The 21,934-nt window shown below is 74.2% G+C and carries 22 protein-coding genes; 10 read left to right on the top strand and 12 right to left on the bottom strand.

Going from position 1 to position 21,934, the window contains the following annotated elements; genetic code table 11:
- Window positions 1-208: 208 nt before the first annotated feature.
- Window positions 209-616 carry a VOC family protein gene (locus ACIPSC_RS29395; RefSeq protein ID WP_400829608.1) on the bottom strand — a complete coding sequence of 136 codons (408 nt, stop codon included), beginning with the start codon at window positions 614-616 and terminating at the stop codon, window positions 209-211.
- Window positions 617-690: 74 nt separating this feature from the next.
- Between ACIPSC_RS29395 and ACIPSC_RS29390 the strand changes: the two genes are divergently transcribed.
- Window positions 691-1,215 (top strand): MarR family winged helix-turn-helix transcriptional regulator, encoded by a 525-nt coding sequence (locus ACIPSC_RS29390; RefSeq protein ID WP_400829606.1) that lies wholly within the window; start codon window positions 691-693, stop codon window positions 1,213-1,215.
- A 42-nt stretch (window positions 1,216-1,257) separates the two neighbouring features.
- On the opposite strand, the gene ACIPSC_RS29385 is transcribed toward ACIPSC_RS29390, so the two are convergent.
- On the bottom strand, window positions 1,258-1,932 hold the full coding sequence (locus tag ACIPSC_RS29385) for a C40 family peptidase (protein WP_400829602.1): 675 nt from the start codon (window positions 1,930-1,932) through the stop codon (window positions 1,258-1,260).
- Between the two features lie 193 nt (window positions 1,933-2,125).
- On the opposite strand from ACIPSC_RS29385, the gene ACIPSC_RS29380 reads away from it, so the two are divergent.
- Complete coding sequence (locus tag ACIPSC_RS29380) at window positions 2,126-2,530, top strand: RidA family protein (protein ID WP_400829598.1); 405 nt, start codon at window positions 2,126-2,128, stop codon at window positions 2,528-2,530.
- A 23-nt stretch (window positions 2,531-2,553) separates the two neighbouring features.
- Here ACIPSC_RS29380 and ACIPSC_RS29375 read toward each other — a convergent pair whose 3' ends face one another.
- The 3 genes from ACIPSC_RS29375 to ACIPSC_RS29365 all read right to left on the bottom strand — a co-directional run bounded on the left by ACIPSC_RS29375 (window position 2,554) and on the right by ACIPSC_RS29365 (window position 4,586).
- The gene (locus ACIPSC_RS29375) at window positions 2,554-3,042 is read right to left on the bottom strand and encodes an SRPBCC family protein (protein ID WP_400829593.1); all 489 of its coding nucleotides are present in this window, start codon (window positions 3,040-3,042) and stop codon (window positions 2,554-2,556) included.
- Window positions 3,039-3,458, bottom strand: a complete 420-nt coding sequence (locus ACIPSC_RS29370) for an ArsR/SmtB family transcription factor (protein ID WP_400829588.1) — start codon at window positions 3,456-3,458, stop codon at window positions 3,039-3,041. The genes ACIPSC_RS29375 and ACIPSC_RS29370 overlap by 4 nt, the downstream gene beginning before the upstream one ends.
- Window positions 3,459-3,629: 171 nt before the next feature.
- A complete protein-coding gene (locus ACIPSC_RS29365; protein ID WP_400829584.1) occupies window positions 3,630-4,586 on the bottom strand; it encodes an acyl-ACP desaturase in 957 nt (318 codons plus the stop codon).
- A 306-nt stretch (window positions 4,587-4,892) separates the two neighbouring features.
- On the opposite strand from ACIPSC_RS29365, the gene ACIPSC_RS29360 reads away from it, so the two are divergent.
- Window positions 4,893-5,840 (top strand): ornithine cyclodeaminase family protein, encoded by a 948-nt coding sequence (locus ACIPSC_RS29360; RefSeq protein WP_400829580.1) that lies wholly within the window; start codon window positions 4,893-4,895, stop codon window positions 5,838-5,840.
- Window positions 5,841-5,937: 97 nt separating this feature from the next.
- Here the strand turns inward: ACIPSC_RS29360 and ACIPSC_RS29355 are convergent, their stop codons facing one another.
- Window positions 5,938-6,507 (bottom strand): lytic polysaccharide monooxygenase auxiliary activity family 9 protein, encoded by a 570-nt coding sequence (locus tag ACIPSC_RS29355; protein ID WP_400829575.1) that lies wholly within the window; start codon window positions 6,505-6,507, stop codon window positions 5,938-5,940.
- A 266-nt stretch (window positions 6,508-6,773) separates the two neighbouring features.
- On the opposite strand from ACIPSC_RS29355, the gene ligA reads away from it, so the two are divergent.
- Entirely contained in the window at window positions 6,774-8,867 is a 2,094-nt protein-coding gene (gene ligA / locus ACIPSC_RS29350; protein WP_400829572.1) for an NAD-dependent DNA ligase LigA, read from the top strand.
- 47 nt (window positions 8,868-8,914) lie between these two features.
- Here ligA and ACIPSC_RS29345 read toward each other — a convergent pair whose 3' ends face one another.
- The gene (locus ACIPSC_RS29345) at window positions 8,915-10,300 is read right to left on the bottom strand and encodes an SMI1/KNR4 family protein (RefSeq protein WP_400829569.1); all 1,386 of its coding nucleotides are present in this window, start codon (window positions 10,298-10,300) and stop codon (window positions 8,915-8,917) included.
- A 382-nt stretch (window positions 10,301-10,682) separates the two neighbouring features.
- On the opposite strand from ACIPSC_RS29345, the gene ACIPSC_RS29340 reads away from it, so the two are divergent.
- Both ACIPSC_RS29340 and ACIPSC_RS29335 read left to right on the top strand, forming a co-directional pair.
- The gene (locus ACIPSC_RS29340; protein ID WP_400829566.1) at window positions 10,683-11,474 is read left to right on the top strand and encodes a putative protein N(5)-glutamine methyltransferase; all 792 of its coding nucleotides are present in this window, start codon (window positions 10,683-10,685) and stop codon (window positions 11,472-11,474) included.
- A gap of 147 nt (window positions 11,475-11,621) precedes the next feature.
- The gene (locus tag ACIPSC_RS29335) at window positions 11,622-12,431 is read left to right on the top strand and encodes a GNAT family N-acetyltransferase (RefSeq protein WP_400829778.1); all 810 of its coding nucleotides are present in this window, start codon (window positions 11,622-11,624) and stop codon (window positions 12,429-12,431) included.
- Window positions 12,432-12,516: 85 nt separating this feature from the next.
- On the opposite strand, the gene ACIPSC_RS29330 is transcribed toward ACIPSC_RS29335, so the two are convergent.
- From ACIPSC_RS29330 to ACIPSC_RS29315, 4 genes are all read right to left on the bottom strand, one after another.
- Window positions 12,517-13,629 (bottom strand): chitinase, encoded by a 1,113-nt coding sequence (locus ACIPSC_RS29330; RefSeq protein WP_400829564.1) that lies wholly within the window; start codon window positions 13,627-13,629, stop codon window positions 12,517-12,519.
- Window positions 13,630-13,919: 290 nt separating this feature from the next.
- Complete coding sequence (locus ACIPSC_RS29325) at window positions 13,920-15,542, bottom strand: hypothetical protein (RefSeq protein WP_400829560.1); 1,623 nt, start codon at window positions 15,540-15,542, stop codon at window positions 13,920-13,922.
- A gap of 303 nt (window positions 15,543-15,845) precedes the next feature.
- Window positions 15,846-16,895 carry a TIGR03617 family F420-dependent LLM class oxidoreductase gene (locus ACIPSC_RS29320; RefSeq protein WP_400829556.1) on the bottom strand — a complete coding sequence of 350 codons (1,050 nt, stop codon included), beginning with the start codon at window positions 16,893-16,895 and terminating at the stop codon, window positions 15,846-15,848.
- Window positions 16,896-16,971: 76 nt separating this feature from the next.
- Window positions 16,972-17,631: a TetR/AcrR family transcriptional regulator gene (locus ACIPSC_RS29315; RefSeq protein WP_400829551.1), complete on the bottom strand. Its 660-nt coding sequence runs from the start codon at window positions 17,629-17,631 to the stop codon at window positions 16,972-16,974.
- A gap of 216 nt (window positions 17,632-17,847) precedes the next feature.
- On the opposite strand from ACIPSC_RS29315, the gene ACIPSC_RS29310 reads away from it, so the two are divergent.
- From ACIPSC_RS29310 to ACIPSC_RS29300, 3 genes are all read left to right on the top strand, one after another.
- Window positions 17,848-18,801, top strand: coding sequence for an alpha/beta fold hydrolase (locus ACIPSC_RS29310; RefSeq protein ID WP_400829547.1), 954 nt, complete (start codon window positions 17,848-17,850; stop codon window positions 18,799-18,801).
- A 125-nt stretch (window positions 18,802-18,926) separates the two neighbouring features.
- Complete coding sequence (locus ACIPSC_RS29305) at window positions 18,927-19,547, top strand: flavodoxin family protein (RefSeq protein ID WP_400829543.1); 621 nt, start codon at window positions 18,927-18,929, stop codon at window positions 19,545-19,547.
- A 158-nt stretch (window positions 19,548-19,705) separates the two neighbouring features.
- Complete coding sequence (locus ACIPSC_RS29300; protein WP_400829540.1) at window positions 19,706-20,323, top strand: flavodoxin family protein; 618 nt, start codon at window positions 19,706-19,708, stop codon at window positions 20,321-20,323.
- Window positions 20,324-20,376: 53 nt separating this feature from the next.
- Here ACIPSC_RS29300 and ACIPSC_RS29295 read toward each other — a convergent pair whose 3' ends face one another.
- Window positions 20,377-20,775 carry a VOC family protein gene (locus ACIPSC_RS29295; RefSeq protein ID WP_400829537.1) on the bottom strand — a complete coding sequence of 133 codons (399 nt, stop codon included), beginning with the start codon at window positions 20,773-20,775 and terminating at the stop codon, window positions 20,377-20,379.
- A gap of 93 nt (window positions 20,776-20,868) precedes the next feature.
- Here ACIPSC_RS29295 and ACIPSC_RS29290 point away from each other — a divergent pair, with 93 nt between their 5' ends.
- A complete protein-coding gene (locus ACIPSC_RS29290) occupies window positions 20,869-21,879 on the top strand; it encodes a helix-turn-helix transcriptional regulator (RefSeq protein WP_400829535.1) in 1,011 nt (336 codons plus the stop codon).
- Window positions 21,880-21,934 lie beyond the last annotated feature (55 nt).

Raw genomic sequence — 21,934 nt, 5'->3', positions numbered from 1 at the left:
ACCCGTGTTGAATGGGAACTCCGCCGGATGGCTCTCTTTGGGAATTGACCGGTTCGATCAGGTCTGGTTGGCCCTGGTCCAGAACCGCCCGGCGCCTGACACTCCGGGGCTGTCGGCAACCAGCCGACGGCCCCGGGCGGTATTGGTGATGGCCACCGCTGCGTCCGTCGGGCCTGCTCGGGCGCGCGGGGGCGGTGGGTCGCGCGGATCAGTAGGACTGAAGCTCGATCAGGCGGCCGTCGGGGTCGCGCAGGTGGGCGCTGCGCAGGTTCAGGCCCCACTCGGGGCGGTCGGTGGCCACGACGGCGAGCGTGCCCCCGTGGCGCAGGCAGAGGGCGAGCGCCTCGTCGACGTCGCTGACGCGGAAGACCAGCATGGCCGCGTCCTGGACCGGCGGCGCCTCGACCGGGAGCCCGGAGGTGCCCAAGGTGAAGGCCATCAGGCCGCGGTCGTAGAGCGCGAGGAGGGTCCGGTCGGCGACGTCCCAGTTGGCGTACGGGCCGGCGGACGAGCCTTTGACCAGGACGGCGCCCGTCAGGCGCGGCAGGACGGCCTCGTAGAAGTCGAAGCACTCGGCGAAGCGTGAGACGAGCAGGCGGTTGTGCAGGGCGTCCACAGCGGGCTCCCGGGATCGACGGCCAATATTAGTGGGTCTCGACCCACTATAGGGTCAGACCATAGACTTATGCCATGACCTCCGAGACTCCCGAGAACGCCGGCACTGCTGGGACTGCTGGGGCTGCTCGCGCTGCCGGGGCCGCCGGCGTCGACGAGCGGGCCACTCCGCCCACGCTGGTCGACCTCAGCACCTACCTCCTCTCCCGGACGGGCAAGGCGGCCCGCGGCCGGCTCGCCGAGCGGCTGGCCGGCCGGGGCCTGCGGCTCTGGGACATGGCCGTGCTCGCCGCGCTCGCCGACTTCGGGCCGCACGCCCAGCGCGACCTCGTCCGGCGGCTCGGCGTGGACGCGAGCGACATGGCCAAGGTCGCCGACCACCTCGCCTCCGCCGGCTACGTCGAGCGGATCCGCGACACCGCCGACCGCCGGCGCGTCTCGGTCAGCATCACCGAGACCGGCCGGGACGTCCTGGCCGAGCTGGACGCGGAGGCCCGCGCCGTCCAGGACGAGGTGCTCGCGCCGCTCACCCCGGAGGAGCGCCTGACCCTCCACGAGCTGCTGCGCCGCGTCCACGGCGGCCTGCCGGGCGCGCCCTGACGGCGTGTCTGCTTCGGCGCCTGTCTGCGGCCGGTGAGGTCGCTAGGCGGGCCGGGCGAGCGGCAGGGGGCGTCGTCCGCCGGCGAACTCGGGTGCCCAGCGCGGGTCCTCCAGCACGTCCGAGAGCCGGGCGACGAGCGTCCCGGTGTGCTCCGCGTGGATCATGGCGCCGCCGCCCGCGTAGACGCCGACGTGGTGCAGCGGGGCGTCCCGGCGGGAGAAGAAGAGCAGGTCGCCGGGGAGCAGGTCGCGGGCGGCGACCGGGGTGGAGCGGTGGTACTGCGCGACGGTGTAATGGGCGAGGTCCACCGCCCCGCCGCTGGCCCGGTACCAGCAGAACAGCGCGAGTCCGCTGCAGTCGAAGCCGACGGTGTTCTCGCCGAGGCACTGGCCGTTGAGGTAGCCGTTCTCCTCGTCGCAGAACCCGATGCTCGCGCCCAGCCGGTCGCCGCCGCCCCAGGCGTAGGGGACGCCGATCTGGGCGGCGGCGACGGTGGCGGCCTGGCGCCCCCAGGATGCGACCGCGTCCGATGTGGGCGCGGGTGTGGGCGTGTCGGGCGCGGGTGCGCCCCGTGTGCCCGGAGCGCCGGAGGCCGGCGGGGTGGCGGCGGACGCGGGAGCGGCGCCCAGGGCCGGCGTGACGCCGGCGCCCAGGGCCAGTCCGAATCCCAGCAGCCGGCGGCGGCCGACGTTCCGGCCCGATGGCGAGCAGCGCATGGCAAACCCCCTGGTAGCGGTTGGACCACCAGGATCCCGGGACGGTGCGGGGGGCCGCCATCACCCGCACCGGTGAACCCTCCGCGACGTCCCCCGAGTGCCGTACGGCGGGCGCCGGTAAATGGTTTGACGGGTGATCACGGGGTGTCGACGATGAGTCGGAACCACCCGTTCGAACCCTCCGGAGCCCCAGATGAGCAGTGCCGTTCGGCTGATCCGCAACCACCGGCTCACCCAGGCCGTCGACTACGCCTACGGCGCGGCCGTGGACGCACCGGTCCGCTCGCTCTGGCTGGCCGGCGCCTGCCCGCTCGACACCGAGGGGCGGACGGTGGCGGTCGGCGACTACGCGGGGCAGGCCCACCAGGTCATGCGGAACCTGATAGCCGTCCTGGAGGACGAGGGTGCCACGCTGACCGACCTCGTCCGGACCACCGTGTACGTGGCCTCCTCCGACCAGGCCGACCTGGTGAAGGTCTGGGAGGTCTACCGCTCGTACCTGGGGAGCCACGACGTCCCGAGCACCTTGCTCGGAGTCTCGGTGCTCGGGTACAACGACCAGCTCGTCGAGGTGGAGGCGGTCGCTGTGCTGTCGTGAGGTGGCTGTGCGGCGCCGCGGCCTCAGCCGGCGGCGAGGAGGTCGTCCAGCTGCTCGAAGCCCTCGACCACGCCGCGTTCCATGCCGCTGGCGATGAACGCGTCGCGGGCCTCGACCGTGTCCAGCAGTGAGAGCGTGGAGAGCCGGGTGCGTCCTGCGCCGATCGGCTCGAAGAGCGCGGTCTCCAGCTGGACGCCGTCCGGCACGCCCTCGTAGGTGAAGGTCTGCACGAGCCGGCTGCTGGGTCGGAGCTCGTGGAACGAGCCGTAGAAGGAGGCGACCACCTTGCCCTCGGACAGGGCGGAGTAACGGTAGCTGCCGCCCGTGCGGGCGTCCCAGACGTCGATCTTCATCTCGATGTCCTTGGGGCCCAGCCACTGGCTGACCAGCTCGGGCTCGATCCAGGCCCGGTACACCCGCTCCGGCGGGGCGTCGAACTCGCGGACGATCCGGATCGTGGGCAGCTGCGGGTCGGCTTCGATCCGGGTCTCGTTGGCGTGCGTGGAGGTCATGACGGTACTCCTTCGCTCTGTTCGCTGTGTTCGCTCTGTTCGGGGCGGTTCGGGTGCGTAGGGCGGTCGGGGTGCCCCGGGGTGTCGCCGGGCCCGTCGTCCATCGTGGCGAGCACGGCGTCCAGGCGGCGGAACCGCTCCTCGGCCTGCCGGCGGTAGCGCTCGATCCACGTGGTCATCAGGTCGAGCGTCCGGGGCTCCAGATGGCACGGGCGTCGCTGCGCGTCGCGGCTTCGGCTCACCAGTCCGGCCTCCTCCAGCACCTTGAGGTGCTTGGAGACGGCCTGCATCGACATCGCGTACGACTCGGCCAGCTCGCCGACGGTGGCGTCGCGCACCGAGAGCCGGGCGACGATGTCGCGCCGCGTCGGGTCGGCAAGGGCGACGAACGCCCGGGAGAGCTGGTCGACGGCCATCGTGCACCCCTGCCTTTCACAACCGTTTGGTTGAGAACAACGCTACGCCCCTCCGCCGGCGTATTCAACCAAGGGGTTGAGAACGGACCCGCCCGGGCCGCGGACTCGCCCGGGCCGCGGGCGCGCCCACGGACGCGGCACGGGTGTCGGGGGAGGGGCCGCGGTGGGTGGTCAGCCCTTGGCTGCGGCCCGCCGGGCGAGGATCGCCGCCCGTCGTTCGTCGAACCGGGCCGCCTGGACGGCCAGGGTGTCGAGCAGCAGCCCCAGCTGCTCCTGCGCCTCGACCCCGTCCGGCCCCAGCCCGCCGATCGCCGCCACCTTGAGGTGGCGCAGGACGGGCAGCAGCACGTCGTCGAGGTGGACGCGAGGGTTGTAGACGCCGTCGACGGCGATCCGCGCAGCGGCGCGCTCGAAGCCGGGCATGCCGTGGCCCGGCATGCGGAAGTTCGTCACCACCTCGGTGACGGCCTGCATCGCCTGGTCGGGGGCGAGTTCGAACGCGGCCCCGAGCAGGTTCCGGTAGAAGATCATGTGCAGGTTCTCGTCGTTGGCGACCTGCGCCAGCATCCGGTCGCAGAGCGGATCGCCCGAGGCGTGCCCGGTGTTGCGGTGCGAGATGCGGGTGGCCAGCTCCTGGAAGGCGACGTACGCGACCGTGTGGAGCGGGGAGTGCCGGTTGTCGGAGACGAAGCCGTTGCGCATGTGGGTCATCCGGGCGCGTTCCAGCTCCACCGGGTCGACGGCGCGGGAGGCGATGAGGTAGTCGCGCAGGACCATGGAGTGCCGGGCCTCCTCGCTGGTCCACTGGTGCACCCAGGTGCCCCAGGCCCCGTCGCGGCCGAACAGGGTCGCGATCTCGTGGTGGTAGCTGGGCAGGTTGTCCTCGGTCAGCAGGTTCACCACGAGCGAGACCCGGCCCACCTCCGTCAGCGGCGACTGCTCGGCCGACCACGGCTCTCCGCCGAGCGGTCCGTCGAAGTCCCGCCCCCGGCTCCAGGGCACGTACTCGTGCGGCATCCACTCCTTGAAGACCCGCAGGTGGCGGTCCAGCTCCCGCTCGACCACCTCCTCCAGGGCCTGCAGGAGACGGACATCGGTCCACCGGGTGCGGGTGGAGGTGTTGCTCACGGCTTCAACTCTCGATCGGCGGGCAAACCTACGGTTCCGTAGGTAGCGTCACCGTAGATCGGCCCGACCGGTGGCGTCTGGGGCCCTTGGACCCCATTGGCGGCGGAATGCGTCCCGCGGAACCGCGCGCGGTCGACGGGCCGCTCCTGGGTGCCCCGTTCGCCTCTGCCCGCAATGGTTCAGACCAATGCGTGGCATCGGATCCTGGAGCCCCCGCCCTGCGCGGGGCCAGGAGTATCCGCACGTCGCCGCCCCGGTGCCCGGGCCGGGCGGTCACCGGGGGAGCAGGTCGGGGATCATGGGGGCGTGACGCGCATCCTGACCCGCAGTGACCTTGAGGCCGTGCTGGACCCGGCGGCCTGCCTGGGCGCCTTGGCGGACGGCTTCCGCAGCGCCGACACGTGGTCGGCGACCGGGCAGCGGGTCCGGGCGGACCTGCCGTTTCCCGGCACGGCCACCGCCCTGATCCCCGGGCTGCTGCCCGGCGCGGACAGCTACACCGTGAAGGTGAACGCGAAGTTCCCCGGCGCCGGCCCGGCGCTGCGCGGGGTGATCTGCCTGCACGACGGCCGCGACGGGGAACTCCTCGCGCTCCTGGACTCCGCGACCGTCACCGCCTGGCGCACCGGCCTGGCGGCGGCCCTGGGGACGCACGCCCTTGCAGCTGCCGACCCGGACGGGGAGGCGGTGCTGGGTGTGATCGGCGCGGGCGCGCAGGCGGAGCTGATGGTGCGGGGGCTCCGCAGCCTGCGGACCTTCCGCGACCTCGTGGTGCACGACACCGATCCTGCCCGGAGCGCCGCGTTCGCGGCCCGGCACGGCGGGCGGACCGCCGGCTCCGCTGCGGAGGCCGCCACGGCCGCGGACGTCCTGCTGCTGGCCACCTGGTCGCGGGAGCCCCTGCTGCACCTCGCGGACACCCGGCCCGGCCAGCACCTGACGTCGCTGGGGGCCGACGAACCCGGCAAGCAGGAGCTCTCCGCCGATCTGCTGGCCGCTTCGCTCCTCGTGGTCGACGACCGGGACCTGGCGGCCGCCGCCGGGGCGCTCGCGGCCGCCGGACTGCCCGCCTCGGTTGCTGCGGCCACCCTGGGCGAGGTCCTTCGCGGCGAGCACCCGGGCCGCCCGGACGGCGCGGCGCGGACCGTCTACGCCCCCGTCGGGCTGCCCTGGCAGGACCTCGCGCTCGCCCGCCTCGCCCACCGGGAGGCCGAGGAGCGCGGCATCGGGACGAGGATCGACCTGCTGTCCTGATCCGGTGTCTCCCCTCCCACCGCCCTGCGGCGGGAGGGGGAGCCACCCCGAGGCCACCCCGCAGGGCGGCCCGGAGCCGCAGGTCGCCCCGGACGGCTCAGACGTACCGGAGGTCGATGACCTCGTAGGCGGCGTTGCCGGTGTCGGCGGTCTCGCAGACGGCCAGCAGGACGTGGTGGCCCGCGCTGCGGACCGGCAGTTCCACCGCGTGCGTGACGGCCCCCTCGGGGACGAGCTCCCGGGTGGCCAGCCAGTAGGGCTGCCGGGTGTTCTCGACCCGGTGCACCGGATCCGGCTCGAACTGGTCCCGGCCGAGCGGGAGCGACGGGTCCCAGCCCGGGCGGGTGAGGAAGTAGTTCCACCGCCGGACGGCGCCCGACACGTCGTTCCACACCACGTCCAGGCGCTGCCCGGCGCGGACGTCGGTCTTCGCCCAGTCGCTCCCGGGCCGGTCGAGCTGGGCGGCGGAGGGGTCGCCGGTGCTGGCGATCGCCCCGTCGGCGGGCGGCGACTGGTTGATGACGTCGTCGGGCGCGACCGCGTCGCGCAGCCCCCGCTCGGTCGCGGGGAAGAACTTGCCCGCCTTCAGGGCGCTCGTGCGGGCCGGGTCGAGGTGGCGGCCGGCCCGGGAGGGCGGTGTGGTGACCTGGGCGATGCGTACGGACATCGGGATCTCCTCGTCTCGTGGCACCCGGTCCGTGCCGGGTGTGCCGCGGGTCGGCTTTCCGCCGTCGCCCGCGGGGAAACGCTCCGTGAGCATGTTTGACCGAACACGATCAAATCGGGTCCGAATTCGGCGGTACCCGCACGATGCGGTGACCGGATGCCGTTCCCGCCCGACCGGATCGCCAGCCTCGCCTGCCCGGACGCCGCTCCCGCCGTCCGCCTCCGCACCCTGGTTCGAATGTCAGTGCGGCGCGACATGATGGGCTCATGAAGGACGAAGCCACCTTGGCCTCCCCCGCTGCCCTGGCGTCTCCCGGCGCCTACGTCGACGCCGTCGCGACGGCCGTGCGGGCCGCCGCGGCGTACTACGCCGACGGCTCCACCCCGCTCGGGGACGACGAGTACGACGCCCTGGTGCGCGCCATCGAGGCCTACGAGACCGCGCACCCGGACGAGGTGCTGCCGGACTCGCCGACCGGCAAGGTGGCCGGCGGTGCGGCGGTCGGCGACGTGCCGCACTCGGTGCCGATGCTCTCGCTCGACAACGTCTTCTCCGCCGAGGAGCTGGAGTCCTGGGCCGCCGGGCTGGAGCGCCGGCTCGGCCGGCCGGTCGCCGCCTGGTGCGTGGAGCCCAAGCTGGACGGCCTCGCCGTCGCCGCCCGCTACCGGGCCGGCCGCCTCAGCCAGGTGCTGACCCGGGGCGACGGCCTGGCCGGCGAGGACATCACCCACGCCGCCGACGCCGTGCTCGGCCTGCCCGAGCGGCTCGCCGAGCCGGTCGACATCGAGCTGCGCGGCGAGGTCCTGCTCACCCAGGAGCAGTTCGACCACGCCAACGCCGTCCGCACCGCGCACGGCGCCACCCCGTTCGCGCACCCGCGCAGCGGCGCCGCCGGCACCCTGCGCGCCAAGGACCGGCCCTACCGCGTCGAGCTCACCTTCTTCGCCTACGGCGCGGTCGGCCTCCCCGGCGCCGACCACAGCGACCTCGACCACGGCGACCTGCTCGCCCGGCTCGCCGAGCTCGGCGCCAACACCGCGGCCAGCACGGCCGCCGACCCGCGCCGCTGCGCCACGCTGGCGGAGGTCGCGCAGCGGATCGACGAGATCGCCGCCCTGCGTGCCGCGCTGCCGTTCGGCATCGACGGGGTCGTGGTCAAGGCGGACGCGGTGGCCGACCAGCAGGAGGCCGGCTCCGGCTCGCGCGCCCCGCGCTGGGCGGTGGCCCGCAAGCTTCAGGCGCAGCACAAGGTCACCCGGCTGCTCGGGGTCGAGTGGAACGTCGGCCGGACGGGCATCATCGCGCCCCGCGCCGTCCTGGAACCGGTGGTCATCGACGGCGTCACCGTCACCTACGCCACCCTGCACAACCCGGCGGACATCGAGCGGCGTGGCCTGATGATCGGCGACCAGGTCTTCGTCTACCGCGCCGGGGACGTCATCCCGCGGGTGGAGGCGCCGCTGGTGGACGAGCGGACCGGGGCCGAGCAGCCGATCGAGTTCCCCGAGGTCTGCCCGCGCTGCGGCGACGCCATCGACACCTCGGAGCAGCGCTGGCGCTGCGTGCGCGGCCGGGGCTGCCAGGCGGTCGCCTCGATCATCTACGCCGCCGGGCGGGACCAGCTGGACATCGAGGGCCTCGGCGGCACCCGGGCCGTCCAACTCGTCGAGGCCGGGCTGGTCGCCGACCTCGCGGACCTCTTCACCCTTACCAAGGAGCAGCTCCTCACCCTGGAGCGGATGGGCGACACCAGCGCCGACAACCTGCTCGCCGCCATCGAGACGGCCCGCTCCCAGCCGCTCAACCGGGTGTTCTGCGCACTCGGCATCCGCGGCACCGGTCGGACGATGTCACGCCGGATCGCCGCGTACTTCGGCAGCATGGCGGCCGTCCGGGCCGCCGACGCCGAGGCGCTGGCCGGGGTGGACGGCATCGGGACGGAGAAGGCGGCCGTCATCGTCACCGAACTGGCGGACGTCGCCGGCCTGTTGGACAAGCTCGCGGCCCAGGGCGTGGGCACCGCTGTGACCGCGCCCGCCGGAGCCGCGGCGACCGCCGACGCGGCCGCGGCGTCGGGGGATCAGGGTGCGGCGCCGGCGGCCGGCCCGCTGACGGGCGAGAGCGTCGTCGTCACCGGCGCCATGACCGGCCCGCTGGCCGACCTCTCCCGCAACGGCGTGAACGAGCTGATCGAGCGCGCCGGCGGCAAGGCCTCCTCCTCGGTCTCCAAGCGGACGACGCTGCTGGTCGCGGGCGAGAAGGCCGGCTCCAAGCGCGCCAAGGCCGAGGAACTGGGCATCCGCATCGTCACCCCGGACGCGTTCGCCGAGCTGGTCGCCGAGTACCTGGCCCAGGACTGACCGACGACGGCGCGGCGGGGGCGCTGAGCGGCGCGGCGGCACAGGGGCTACGGCAGGCGCCCGAGCTCGCCCTCCACGACGGTCTCGGTGATCGGTGGCCGGCCCCGGAGGGCGAGGAGCTCGTTCGCGAGTGCCATGACCGGGCGCGGGTCGCGGTCGGTGTACACCCCGATCCCGGCCGCCGCGAGGCTCCTCGGGACGGCGTCGGCGTCGAGCAGGGCGCGCCAGTCCTCCGGCGGCAGGCTCAGGAACTCCAGGCCGGTCAGGCCGGCGATCTCCAGCGGATCGACGAGCGTCCCGGGGCAGGCGACGAGGGTGCGCAGGCGCGGCAGCCCCACGACGGCGGCGAGGCTGAACGGCTCGCCGTCCGTCCCGCCGAGGCTGAGGACCTCCAGGCCGGGGTGGGCCGCAGCCTCGACACCCTGCCCGTAGGGGCGGTGGATCCGCGCCACGTAGGGCGGCCGGTCCCAGCTCCGGGCGGAGCACCAGGAACGCTCCGGATCCTGCACCAGGTCGGTGAGGGACTCGGCGAGCAGGCCGGCCCCGAGCCCGTACGCGCGGTCGAGGACGATGACCTGCCCGGTGTGGCCCCGCGGGCCGGGCGTCAGGTCGACGGCCACCCTGTCCCCGCCGCCGGTCTCGCCGATGACGACCCAGCCGGGCGAGCCGACCAGGTTCTGCGTCGCCGAATCGGGCGGGGTGACGGCCGCCTCCGTCGCGGCGAGCTCCCAGAGGAACGAACGGTCGGGCGTGTCGGCGACGGAGATGCAGTCCAGTGCCGTCAGCTCGAAGCCGACGGCGTCGAAGACGCGCTCGGCCGCCTCGTCGTCGTCAACCCAGTCGGCCGGCCGGGCCCGGGTCACCCGGTAGAGCACCCGGACCTCGGCGGGCAGCGAGAAGCCGAGGCGCGCCTCCGCGGCGGCGATCTCCTCCTCGGTGGCGCCGACGGCATCGGGAATCCGCTCGCGGAGCGTCCGCTCCAGCAGTGCCAGGTCCGCGGAGGGGGCCGGCCGTGCCTCGGGCACCGCCTCGGGCCGGCGGCGCCACGGCGCGGGCACGGCACCTTCGACCAGGAGCAGTGCCCCCGGGTGGGCGTTGCCGAGAGCGCGGCCGACGGCAGCACTCGGGGTGAACAGCTGGAGCACCGCCCTCCCGCCGGGAGGGATCTCCGCCGTGAACGCGACGTCGTCGACGCCGGCGGCCGCGAGCGCGTCCTGGACCTGCTGGACCGCGTCGAGCTCGCCCCGCACCACTGTGACCGGCACGCCCGTGACCGGCACGGCCCGCCGCGGCTGCAGCGCCGGCAGGCTCCACCCGTCCCGGGCGATCCGCCCCGCCACGTAGCCGCCCGGCGCGGCGAGACGCTCCGCGTGGGCGGCGCGCAGGAGCCGCAGCAGCGGCTCCCAGGTGGCGAAGTCGTCGAGTGCGGTCATGCTTCGGCCTCCAGCGGGTTCGGCGGGCCGTCCCCACCGACGACGAACTCAGTCACCGACAAGCTCACGGCCCCAGTCGATCACGGCGGCGGACCGCGGTTCCACCGGGTTTCGCCGGCCGCGCGCGTGTCCGGGCCGCGCGCCTTCCGAGACGCGGATCCCGGGGTGCGGTGCCCTCGGTGCGATAGGGTGGCCGCGCCGAATGTGAACGTGATCCAGGGGGAGGTGAGACCCATCAACCGTGTGTCGGAGCGGGTGCTCCCCGGGAACGGCCGTGATGGCGTGGCGCCGCAGCTGTAGTGGTGCCGGGCCGGTTCGGTGACGGCCCTTCGGGGGAGCCCGGGCGGATGGCTCCGCCCGTTCACTTCCTTGGGATTACTCCTTGTCTGTCTTCTCCTCCTCCCTGCTGCGTTCGTCGGTGGCCTCCCGGCTGCGGGCGGCGGGGTGCGTCTTCGCCGAGGACGAGGCGCGCATCCTGCTCGCCGCCGCGGCCACGCCCGCCGACCTCGCGGCGATGGTCCGCTCCCGCGCGGACGGGCGTCCGCTGGAACACGTGGTGGGCTGGGCCGATTTCGGCGGTCTGCGGATCGCCGTCGACCCGGGGGTCTTCGTGCCCCGGCGCCGCAGCGAGTTCCTGGTCCGTACGGCGGCCGGGCTGACGCCCGGGGGCGCCCTGGTCGTCGATCTCTGCTGCGGCAGCGGCGCATTGGCCGCCGCCCTGGCGGCGCAGGTCGCCCACCCGGTCGAGGTGTACGCGTCGGACGTCGACGCCGCCGCCGTCGACTGCGCCCGCCGCAACCTGGCCGGCATCGGCGGCCGGGTCCTGCGGAGCGACCTGTTCGCGGAACTGCCCGCCGAACTGCGCGGCAGGGTGGACGTGCTGCTGGCCAACGTCCCCTACGTGCCGACGGCGGACATCGCGCTGCTCCCGGCCGAAGCCCGGCTGCACGAGGCGCTGCCCGCGCTCGACGGCGGCGCGGACGGCCTGGACGTGCTGCGCCGGGTGGCCGGCGAGGCGCCGCAGTGGCTGGCGCCGGAGGGATCGCTGCTGTTCGAGACCAGCGAGCGCCAGGTGCCCGAGGCGCTCGCCGTCGTGGCCGCGGCCGGGCTGGACGCCGCCCTGTCCTGGTGCGAGGACCTCGACGCGACCGTGGTGACGGCGACCCTGCGGTGACGCCGCGGTGCTCCCGGGCCGCCCGCGCGAAGCGGTGCCCCCGGGAGCACCGCCCGGCCGTCGGAAGCCTCGCGGCCGGCCGCCCGGCCATGACGCAATTCCGGTTGCCGCGTCCGTCGCCGGCGTGGTGGAGTACGCGCAATGGATATTGATCATGACAAGCTGCTCGCCCTCCTCGACTCCCGGATGCGCCGCGGCGCCGGGCCCGAGACCCCCGCCGCCCGGATCGAGCACGTGCCCGGCGTGGTGCGCCAGAGCGGGCCGGAGAGCGTCTGGAACGGCGTGCTCTGGTCGGAGCTCGACGCCGGCACCGCCGACGGCGTGATCGCCGAGCAGGTGCGCCACTACACCGAGCTCGGCCAGGACTTCGAGTGGACGCTCTACGGCCACGACCGCCCGGCCGACCTCGCCGACCGTCTGGTGGCCGCCGGCTTCACCCCGGACGAGCCGGAGACCCTGATGGTCGCCGAGCTGGCCGGCCTCGTCCGCCGGACGGACGGCACCGGGACGCCGGGGATCGAGCTGCGCGAGGTCACCGACGAGGCCGGCGTGGCCCAGGTGGTCGCAGTCCACGAGCAGGCGTTCGGTACCGACGGCACCCGGCTGGGGCGCCGCATCCTGGCCCAGCTGGCCGAGAGCCCGGACACCTTCAAGGTCCACCTGGCCGTCGCCCACGAGGACGGCCGCGAGATCCCGGTGAGCGCGGCCCGGATGGAGCTGCACCCCGGCACGGGCTTCGCCGGCCTCTGGGGCGGCGGGACGCTGGCCGGCTGGCGCGGCCGCGGCATCTACCGCGCCCTGGTCGCCCACCGGGCCCGGATCGCCGCCGAACTCGGCTACGAGTACCTGAGGGTGGACGCGTCCGACCAGAGCCGCCCGATCCTGGAGCGCCTGGGCTTCGTCGTCCTCACCACCATGACGCCCTACCAGTACGACCCGGCCCGGGCGCAGCGCTGACAAAGCGCCCCCGGGGGAAGCAACGCCCGGAGGCTCCCGGCCGCCGTCGGCCGGGAGCCGGGGGTGCCCGGTCAGGGGATCAGGATCAGCGGCCCTGGAGCGACTTGACGTTGTTGCCGAAGGTCCAGTTCTTCGAGCCGTCCCAGTTCAACGACCATGTCATCAGGCCCTTGAGCCTGCTGCTCGCGCCGGTGCCGTAGCTGTTCCACGCCTGGGTGACCTGGCCGGTGGTCAGGTAGCCGCCGCCGGCGCCGGGCTGGGCCGGCAGGCCCGGGACCTGCTTGTCGAACGGGACCCGCACGGTGGTGCCCTGGACGGTCAGGCCCTTGTCGAGGCAGGTGGTCTGGGCGGTGAAGCCCTGGACGGTGCCCGCGGAGTAGGAGTCGCCGGAGCAGCCGTACATACTGCCGTTGTAGTACTGCATGTTGAGCCACCAGAGGCGGCCGTTGTCGGCGTACTTCTTGATGATCGGCAGGTAGGCGCCCCAGATGGAGCCGTAGACGATGCTGGCACCGGTGACGTAGGCGGTCTCGGGCGCCATCGTCAGGCCGAAGCCTGCGGGCATCTGGGCCAGGATGCCGTCGATGATCCGGATCAGGTTGGCCTGGGACGGGGAGGGGCTGGTGATGCTGCCGGTGCCGACCAGGCCGGTCTCGATGTCGATGTCGATGCCGTCGAAGTTGTTGGCCTTGAGGATCGGCACGATGGTGGCCACGAACCGGTCGGCGACGGCCGTGCTGTTCAGGTCGATGCCGGCCGCGGCGCCGCCGATGGACATCAGGACGGTCAGCCCGGAGGCCTTGGCCTGGCAGACCTCGGCGGGGGTGGGCACCTTGACGGTGCTGTCCATGCCGTCCTGCCAGAGCGCGGTGCCGTCGGAGAGGATCACCGGGAACGCGGTGGTGACGACGTTGTAGCCGTGGGCGGGGATCCGGCTGTCGGTGATCGGGATCCAGCCGAGCGGCGGGTGGACGCCGTTGGCGGCGCCGTCCCAGTTCTCCCAGTAGCCCTGCAGCACCTTGCCGGTGGGGCGGGGCTTGGTCGCGCAGGTGGCGGCGGCGGTGCCGGCCGAGACCGGGGCCGACGCCGCGGTACCCGGGGCGGCGGGCGCGGCGGAGGCTGCGGTGCCGGCGCCCACGGGCGCGGCGAGGGCCAGCGCCAGGGCGGCGCCGAGCAGCCGGACGGTCCGTTGGATCATGACGTGTGCTCCCTTCCGGCCATGGCCCGGTGGGCCCGTGCGGGGGCCGGTGTGGGGGAGGCCATGGCGAGTGACAGTGGGGGTGTTCGGCGGGAAGCCCGATCGTGGATGTCGCGCCCCTGACAGGCGAGGAGTGCCCGGGGTGTGCGACGCGATCGCAGGGAAGCGTAGGAGTCCCCTGATGCAGCGTCAAGAGGTCTGGACCAATGTGTCAAGAACCGGCCCAGCCGGGCTCTGTGACGATCGGTCAAAGAGCCCGGCCGGGCCGGGGCGGGGGTTCCCGAGGACGCTCAGGGCAGCGGGAGCCGCCGGGCGAAGGCGTCGGAGGCGCCGTTGGTGTCCGGCGCGACCAGCGTGCCGTCGTCCGCGGTGAAGAGCACGGTGGTGCCGAGCGCGTCGATGAACGGGAGGTAGGACGAGCCCGCCGACTGCGCCCCGTCCGAGGAGACGCTGACCCGCTCGGTGCGGCCCGTCCACAGGTCGTGGCGGAAGACGTCCTCCACCAGGTTGGTGTCGTCGGCCACCAGGTTGTCGGCGGACGACGTGAAGTAGACCCAGCGGTTGCCGGCCGCCATCACGGCGTCGTAGGAGGAGCCGGTGAGCGCGGCGCCGCCGAGACCGGTGCCGATCGGGCGGACGGTGCCCTGGCGCAGATCGCGGACGAAGACCTGGAAGTGCCAGCCGAGGCCGCCCTCCGGCTGCGCCGGGTCCGTGACGGGCAGGGAGAACAGGGCGTAGCGGGCGTCCGGGCTGAGCGAGCCGCCGGCGGCGCCGTGCAGCAAGCCGTCGGTGCCGATGCTCCCGCCGCTGGTCCGCCCGGTCCGCAGGTCGTGCAGGTAGAACGGGTACTGGCGCGGCTTGAGGATGTCGGCGCGTGCCGCGGTCGGCGGCGCGGCATCCGGTCCGGCGCCCTGCGCGGCGCCCGGCCCGGAGGCCGACCGGCCGGCCCCGGACGGCACGCCCGGACGGTGGTCGGGGACCGCGTCCTCGGCGGCGGCCTCCGCCGCGCTCGGCTGCGCGAAGGCCGGCTGTGCGACGGCGGGCTGCGGGGTTGCGCGCGGGGTTCCGTCCTGCGGGGCCGTCGACTGCGGGGCGGCGGCCGGCGCGCCGGTGCCGTCCGGCGGCAGGAGGTTGGTGGCCTTGGAGATGAAGCCGACGGTGCTGCCGTCCGCGCTGATCACCGGTTCGGCGGAGGGGCGGTCGGCCGGCCCGCCGTTCGCGCCGACGCTGATCAGCCGGGTGGTGCCGTTCCACCGGTCGGTGACGAAGATGTTGGCGAGGCCGGGGGTTCCCTCGGGCACCAGGTCGGTCCGGGTGGAGGCGAAGGCGACGTAGCGGCCGTCCAGGCTGACCGACGCGCGGTAGGAGTTGCGGTCCGTCTGGTCCCGGGTCGGGTCGCCGGTGGTCAGCCGCTCGGTGCGGCCGGTCCAGCGGTCGCGGACGTAGAGGTCCTCGGCGCCGTTGGTGTCGCCGGCGGCCAGTGCGGCGGTCGAGGTGAAGACGACGTAGCGCCCGTTGCCGCTGATCGCGCCGTCGTAGGAGCCGGCGGCGCCCTGGGAGCCGTCCTCGGCCAGGCTGATCCGCTCGACCCGGCCGGTCCAGGTGTCCCGCACGAACACGTCGGTCTGGCCGTTGGTGTCGCCCGGCACGAGGTTGGTGGCGGTCGAACTGAAGACGGCGTACCGGCCGTCGGCGCTCAGCCCGTTGGCCCAGGACGCGCCGTCGGGCTGCGCGCCGGCCTGGCCGGTGCTCACCCGGCTGGTGGACGCCCAGGGCGACCGGGCCGGGCCGGCCGCGGCGGGCGCCGCCGTCCCGGCCAGCGCGGCCGCCACCAGCGCGGCGACGACGACGGCGGCCCGCCGGCGCCCCGGCGCCCGGCCGTGGCCGGGCCCTCCGGCTGGATCTGACGTCACGTCATGGGCGTTACTCGTGAAGGCTGTCGATGAACTGGCCATGGTTGGTCCCCTCCTTCGATCGCGCCGTTGCCGCGCACGGCGTCGCGCCGCGTCCGCGCGGCCCGCCCCCCGGCGGCCGGCTCCGGGGGCATGCTGCCCACGCCCCCGGGGCAGAGCCAACCGTTCGCCGTGCCCCGCGGTCAACGCCCGGCTTCGGAGAGTGACGACATCACGCCAAGAATCCCGCCGCGCACGGCGGCCGGCCCCGGCGGCCGTCCGGTCGGGGGAGGCGATCCGGGCGGCGCACCCGCCGGGCCGGGGTCAGCCCAGATCGCGGATGGCGGCCAGCACGTCCAGGCCGAGCCCGGGGTCCGCGTCCTCGGGCAGGCTGACCGAGATCCGGGTGGCCAGGCCGGCGTAGCGGCGGTGGATCTCCCCGGCGACCTCCTCGACCGTCCCGGCCACGGCGAAGGCGTCGAACACCCGGTCGTCGACCAGCGCGGCCATCTCCTCCCACCGGCCGCGCACCGACAGCCGGTGCAGCTCCTCCTGGAGGTCCTCCCAGCCGTGCTGGGCGAGCACCGGCCGGTAGGCGGGGGTGGACGCGTAGAAGGCGAGCCGCTCGCGCACCTTGGCGAGGTTGGCCCGCAGCTCCTCCTCGGTGCGGCCGGTCGCGGTGAGCACGCTGCCGGCGATCTCGAAGGGCCGGTCGGTCCAGGCGGCGCCCTCGGCCTCGGCCCGTCCGCGTGCCTCGGCCAGCCGCGGCAGCACCTGCTCGGTCAGGTAGGCGACGGAGGTGAACGGGTGGCTCAGGAAGCCGTCGGCCACCTCGCCGGCCGTGCGGACCATCAGCGGGCCGACCCCCGCCAGCAGGATCCGGGGCACGCCGGCCGGGACGGGGTCGGGGGAGAAGACCGGGGTCATCACCGTGTGGGTGTAGAAGTCGCCGCGGAAGCGCAGCCGCTCGCCGGTCTGCCAGCTCTGCCAGATCGCCCGCACCGCGTGGACGTACTCGTGCATCCGGGCCGCCGGGCGGTCCCAGGGCATGCCGAACCGCTTCTCGATGTGCGGCTTCACCTGCGAGCCGAGGCCGATGACGGCCCGTCCGCCGGAGGCCGCGTGCAGGCCCCAGGCCTGGTAGGCCAGCGTCATCGGGGTCCGGGCGAGGGCGACGGCGACGCCGGTGGCCAGTTCGACGGTGCTGGTCCGGTCGGCGGCACGGGCGAGCTGCAGGAACGGGTCGTAGGCGGTCTCGGAGACCACCAGCCGGTCCATGCCGCGGCGTTCGGCCTGCTCGGCGGCGTCGAGGATGCCGGTCGGGTGGCCGGAGGCGATGGCGTCGAGGCGGAGGGCGGCGGTCGGGCGGTCCAAGGTGTCGGCTCCTCGTGGGGCGGAACGGGTGCGCCCCAGCCTCCCACGCCGGGGTGCGGCCCCCGCGCCGCCGCCGTCAGCCGGCGCCGGGGCCGTCGGTGTGCGGGGCGTCGGTGTGCGGGGCCTCGCCGGCCGCCCTGTCGCCGCCCTCGCCGTTGCTGCCCTCGCTGTCGCCGCCCTCGCCGTCGGCCGGAGCCGCGAGCAGCAGGCCGGCCCGGGCCGAATGTGCGGCGACGGCCGCCGCGCGGTCGGCGACGGCCTCGGTCAGCGGCTCGCCGGTGATGAACATGCGGTAGTAGAAGGCGCCGGACATGGTGCGGACGACCTCCAGCCGACAGGTGCCGGGCGGAACCTCGCCCCGCTCGATGGCGCGGTCGACCAGTTCGGCGGTGGTGGCGAGGCGCTGCCGGAAGAAGGCGCTGAGAGCCTCGCGCGCCTCGGGGTGGTGGACGGCGGTGGCGACGATCGCGCGGAACATCGTCATGTCGGGTTCGGCCCGCATCAGTTCCAGCAGCCGCCGGGCGACCAGCCGCAGGTCCTCGTCGAGCGAACCGGTGTCGGGCAGCGGCACGCGGGTGGTGGAGAGATCGGCGAGCAGGTCGACGACCAGGCCGGGGAGGTCCCGCCACCGGGCGTAGACGGTGGTCTTGGCGACGCCCGCCCTCCGGGCGACCTTCTCCACCGTGACCTGGGCGAAGCCGGTCTCGACCAGCTCCTCCCGCACGGCGGCGAGCACGGCGGCCCGGGTCCGGGCGGTCCGGCCGCCGGGCCGCCGGGTGCCCGGCCGGTCGTCGGGCCGGTAGTCCGTGGAGCCGGTCGAGGGACCTTCCGCGGTTCCTTCCGAGGGTCCTTCCGGGGCATGAGACAAACTGAACTCCTGTTGTGTTTGAAGCCTGCGCCCTGTCATTATCGCGCTAACCCAACTCGGGTCCACTTTAGGGGGAGTGTCTTCATGGCTGATTCAGCCGCCAACGAACCGTCGCCCGCTACCGAACCGTCGCCCGACGCCGTGCCGTCGCCCGCCACCGAACGGCCGCTGCCGGTGCCGCCGGCCGTCCACCACCGCTTCGTCGACGTCGACGGCCTGCGCGTCTTCTACCGCGAGGCCGGCCCGGCGGACGCGCCGGTGCTCCTGCTGCTGCACGGCTTCCCGTCCGCTTCGCACCAGTTCCGCCGGCTCTTCGACGTGCTCGGCACCCGCTACCGCCTGGTCGCGCCGGACTACCCCGGCTTCGGGCACAGCGACAGCCCGGCGCCCGGCGAGTTCGACTACCGCTTCGACACCCTGGCCGACGTCGCCGAGGGCTTCTGCAAGGCCCTCGGCCTGGACCGGTTCGCGCTCTACGTCTTCGACTTCGGCGCCCCGGTGGGCCTGCGGCTGGCCACCCGGCACCCGGAGTGGATCACCGGCCTGGTGGTCCAGAACGGCAACGCCTACGAGGAGGGGCTCTCCGACCTCGCGCGGGAGTTCATCGCCAACCGGCACGGCGTCGAGGGAGCGGCCGACCGGGTCCGCGCCATCCTCACCCTGGAGATGACCCGCAGCCAGTACGAGGGCGGGACGGGCGACCCGGAGCTGGTCGCCCCCGACGGCTGGACGCTGGACCAGCACTTCCTCGACCTGCCGGGGCGCAAGGAGATCCAGGTCGAGCTGGCCCTCGACTACCACTCCAACGTCGCGCTCTACCCGGTCTGGCAGGAGTGGCTGCGCACCCACCGGCCGCCCGCGCTGATCGTCTGGGGCCGGAACGACGCCTTCTTCACCGAGCCCGGGGCCCGCGCGTACCTGCGCGACCTGCCCGACGCGGAGCTGCACGTGTTCGACACCGGGCACTTCGCGCTGGAGGAGAAGCTGCCGGAGATCGCCCCGCTGATCGACGCCTTCCTCGCCCGCGGCCGGGACTGACGCCACGTCGCCGGCCGCCGGTGCGCGGCCGCCGACGAAGCCACCGGGGGCCGTCCGGCCACGCGTACGGCCCACCACCACCGGCCCACCACCACCGGCACCACCACCACTCAGGGGGAACCCACATGTCCAACGAGCCCGCCGCCGGACTCCGCGGCGTCACCGTCGCCATCGCCTACCACGGCCGCTTCGGCCACACCGCCCGCCAGGCCGAGGCCGTCCGCCGGGGTGCCGCGTCCGTGCCCGGCACCGACGCCCGGCTGATCGCCGTCGACACCGTCACCGAGGAGGACTGGGAGGTGCTCGACGCCGCGGACGCGATCGTCTTCGGCTCCGCGACCTACCTGGGCGACGTCTCGGCCGCCTTCCGGACCTTCGCCGAGTCCACCAGCAAGCGCTGGGCGGCCCAGGCCTGGCAGGACAAGCTGGCCGCCGGCTTCGTCAACTCCGGTGCGATGAGCGGGGACAAGCTCAACGCCCTGCAGTCGCTGTCGGTCTTCGCGGCCCAGCACGGCATGACCTGGGTGAGCCTGGGCCTGCTGCCGGGCTGGAACCGCAGCACCGGCACCGCCCAGGACCTCAACCGGCTAGGCTTCTGGCTCGGCGCGGCCGCCCAGTCGAACGGCGACCAGGGGCCGGAGGAGATGAACCCCGCCGACCTGGCCACGGCCGAGCACCTGGGCCGCCGGGTCGCCGAGCAGGCCCGCCGCCTGGCCGCCGCCGACGCCGCGCTCGCGGCGGCCTGACGGGCCGTCCGTCGCCGGTGGCAGCCTGACCCGCCCCGGCCGGAATACCGGTCGGGGCGGGGTGGGTTGTAGGCGGCGAGACCGTACCGCCTCCCGGCACTGCGGGCGGAGGGCCGGTTCCGCCGCCCGCCGTGGCCGGGCCCGACACAGGACCCAGGGTGACCAACGACACCGCCGCCGGCACCGACCGCTCGTTCCTCTTCGTCCTGGCCAGCTCCCGCTCGGACGGCAACACCGAGATCCTCGCGCGCGCCGCCGCCGAGCAGCTGCCGCCCGGGATGTCCCGGAGCTGGGTGGACCTGAACCGGATCCCGCTCGCCGACTTCCAGGACGGGCGGCACGACGAGGACACCTGGCCGGCCGGGGAGGGTGAGGAGAAGCTCCTGGCGGCCACGCTGGCGGCGACCGACGTCGTGATCGTTTCGCCGCTCTACTGGTACACGGTCTCGGCCCAGGCCAAGCGCTACCTCGACCACTGGTCGCGCTGGCTGCGCGTGCCCGGCGCGGACTTCAGGGCACGGATGGCCGGCCGGACGCTCTGGGGTGTGACCGTGATGGCCCACACCGAGGAGGAGGTCGCCGACGGGATGGTGACCACCCTCAACAACTCCGCGGCCTACATGCGGATGCGGTTCGGCGGTGTGCTGTTCGGCAACGGCTCCGCCCCGGGCCAGGTGCGCGACGACGCACGGGCCCTGGAGCGCGCCAAGACCTTCTTCCATCGCGACGCCCCGCTCGCCCGCTTCCCCTACGAGGCGGCGGTCGACGCCGGCTAGCCCGGACAGGGCCCGGCCCGGTCTCGTGGATCAGGTCGGACCGGGCCGCGGCGTCAGCGTGCGAACTTCTCGACGGCCGCCGGGGTGACGGGGGTGAAGAAGTTGACGAGGTTGCCGTCGGGGTCGCGGAACAGCAGCGACCGGTTGCCCCAGGGCATCGTGGTGGGCTCGGCGACGAACTCGGTGACGAAGCCGGTCAGGTTCCGGTGAACGCGGTCCACGTCGTCGACGAGGAACTCGGTGATCACACTGTGGTTCTCCGCCGGACGGGCGGAGCCCGGGGCGAACAGCGGGACGGTGCGGGTGCCGGCGATCGCGAGCGTGGCGCCCGCGGTCCTGAGTTCGGCGAAGTCCTCGGTGGCCCACGTCGCCCGCAGTCCGGTGGCCTGCTCGTAGAACTCGACGAGGCGTGCGACGTCGCCGGTGATGATGCGGATCGAGACGAAGTCCATGGGAATCTCCTTGGCTGTGCTGAATGCGTGCACGTCGCAGGCTAGGAGAGATAGTGGACAGAATCGGTCCTCTATTCGCGTTAGGTTGTGCCCATGCCCCGACCCACCGGCCGCGTGCTGACACTCCTGGAGCTGCTGCAGTCGGGCGGCACCCGGACCGTGGCCGAGCTCGCCGAACGGCTCGGCGTCGAAGGGCGCACCGTGCGGCGGTACGTGGACCAGCTGATCGACCTGGACGTGCCCGTGGAGTCGGTGCGCGGCCGCTACGGCGGGTACCGGCTGGCTCCCGGGTACCGCTTGCCTCCGCTCATGCTCAGCGACGACGAGGCGCTGGCCGTGCTGCTCGGCCTGATCGCCGGCCGCCGGGCAGGGCTGACGACGACCGAGCGCACGGCGAACGAGACGGCATCGGCCAAGATCCGGCGGGTGCTGCCCAAGCACATCGCCCGCCGGCTCGACGCACTCCTGGAATCCCTCGCCTTCACTGATCAGCCCGGCGAGCCGGACCACCCGGACGCCGGGGTCCTGCTCACCCTCGCCGACGCGGTGCGCCACCGCCGGCCGGTCTCGATCCGCTACACCGACCGCGACGGCCGGCGCAGCGAACGCACGTTGCACGCGTACGGCATCGTCGCCCATGCGGGCCGGTGGTACGTGACGGGCGAGGACGCCGGGATCGGCGAGGACCGGACCTTCCGGCTCGATCGCATCGCAGCCGCGCGGGCCCTGCCCGGCTCCTTCGAAGTGCCGGCCGGCCCCGGTCCGGCACAGCGCGTGCTGTCGGGCTTCGCCACGGCCGAGTACCGGCATGAGGTGACCCTGCGAATCCACGGGACGGCCGAGCAGATCCGAGCGCACCTTCCCGCCGGTGTCGCGAGCCTGGAGGAGCACGAGCCCGCGGCAGGCGAGGACCGGGCGGCCGAGCGCTGGCTGCGCGTCGAGCTGCGGGTGGAGCGGCTCGACTGGTTGCCGCGGACACTCGCCGCACTCGACCGGCCGTTCGTCATCGAGCGCCCCGATGAACTGCGCGACCTCGTCGTCGGACTCGCCGATCGCCTCGCGTCCTGCGCCCGCCGGCCTGACGGCGAGGAACCGGTGTCATGAGACGGGAGGTTCGAGCCGAACACCTGAACTGGTCCGCCCAGTCCTCTACGCTCCG

The organism is Kitasatospora sp. NPDC090091, assembly GCF_044747365.1.
Classification (GTDB): Bacteria; Actinomycetota; Actinomycetes; order Streptomycetales; family Streptomycetaceae; genus Kitasatospora.
Note: the sequence above shows the minus strand (reverse complement) of the source record. Positions and strands in the feature narration are given on the sequence as shown.

Bases quoted from the DNA above. Each gene is read 5' to 3' on its own strand.
- ACIPSC_RS29390 (WP_400829606.1), top strand. From the start codon at position 691: ATGACCTCCGAGACTCCCGAGAACGCCGGCACTGCTGGGACTGCTGGG.
- ACIPSC_RS29385 (WP_400829602.1), bottom strand. From the start codon at position 1,932: ATGCGCTGCTCGCCATCGGGCCGGAACGTCGGCCGCCGCCGGCTGCTG.
- ACIPSC_RS29380 (WP_400829598.1), top strand. From the start codon at position 2,126: ATGAGCAGTGCCGTTCGGCTGATCCGCAACCACCGGCTCACCCAGGCC.
- ACIPSC_RS29375 (WP_400829593.1), bottom strand. From the start codon at position 3,042: ATGACCTCCACGCACGCCAACGAGACCCGGATCGAAGCCGACCCGCAG.
- ACIPSC_RS29370 (WP_400829588.1), bottom strand. From the start codon at position 3,458: ATGGCCGTCGACCAGCTCTCCCGGGCGTTCGTCGCCCTTGCCGACCCG.
- ACIPSC_RS29355 (WP_400829575.1), bottom strand. From the start codon at position 6,507: ATGTCCGTACGCATCGCCCAGGTCACCACACCGCCCTCCCGGGCCGGC.
- ligA (WP_400829572.1), top strand. From the start codon at position 6,774: ATGAAGGACGAAGCCACCTTGGCCTCCCCCGCTGCCCTGGCGTCTCCC.
- ACIPSC_RS29345 (WP_400829569.1), bottom strand. From the start codon at position 10,300: ATGACCGCACTCGACGACTTCGCCACCTGGGAGCCGCTGCTGCGGCTC.
- ACIPSC_RS29330 (WP_400829564.1), bottom strand. From the start codon at position 13,629: ATGATCCAACGGACCGTCCGGCTGCTCGGCGCCGCCCTGGCGCTGGCC.
- ACIPSC_RS29310 (WP_400829547.1), top strand. From the start codon at position 17,848: ATGGCTGATTCAGCCGCCAACGAACCGTCGCCCGCTACCGAACCGTCG.
- ACIPSC_RS29305 (WP_400829543.1), top strand. From the start codon at position 18,927: ATGTCCAACGAGCCCGCCGCCGGACTCCGCGGCGTCACCGTCGCCATC.
- ACIPSC_RS29295 (WP_400829537.1), bottom strand. From the start codon at position 20,775: ATGGACTTCGTCTCGATCCGCATCATCACCGGCGACGTCGCACGCCTC.
- ACIPSC_RS29290 (WP_400829535.1), top strand. From the start codon at position 20,869: ATGCCCCGACCCACCGGCCGCGTGCTGACACTCCTGGAGCTGCTGCAG.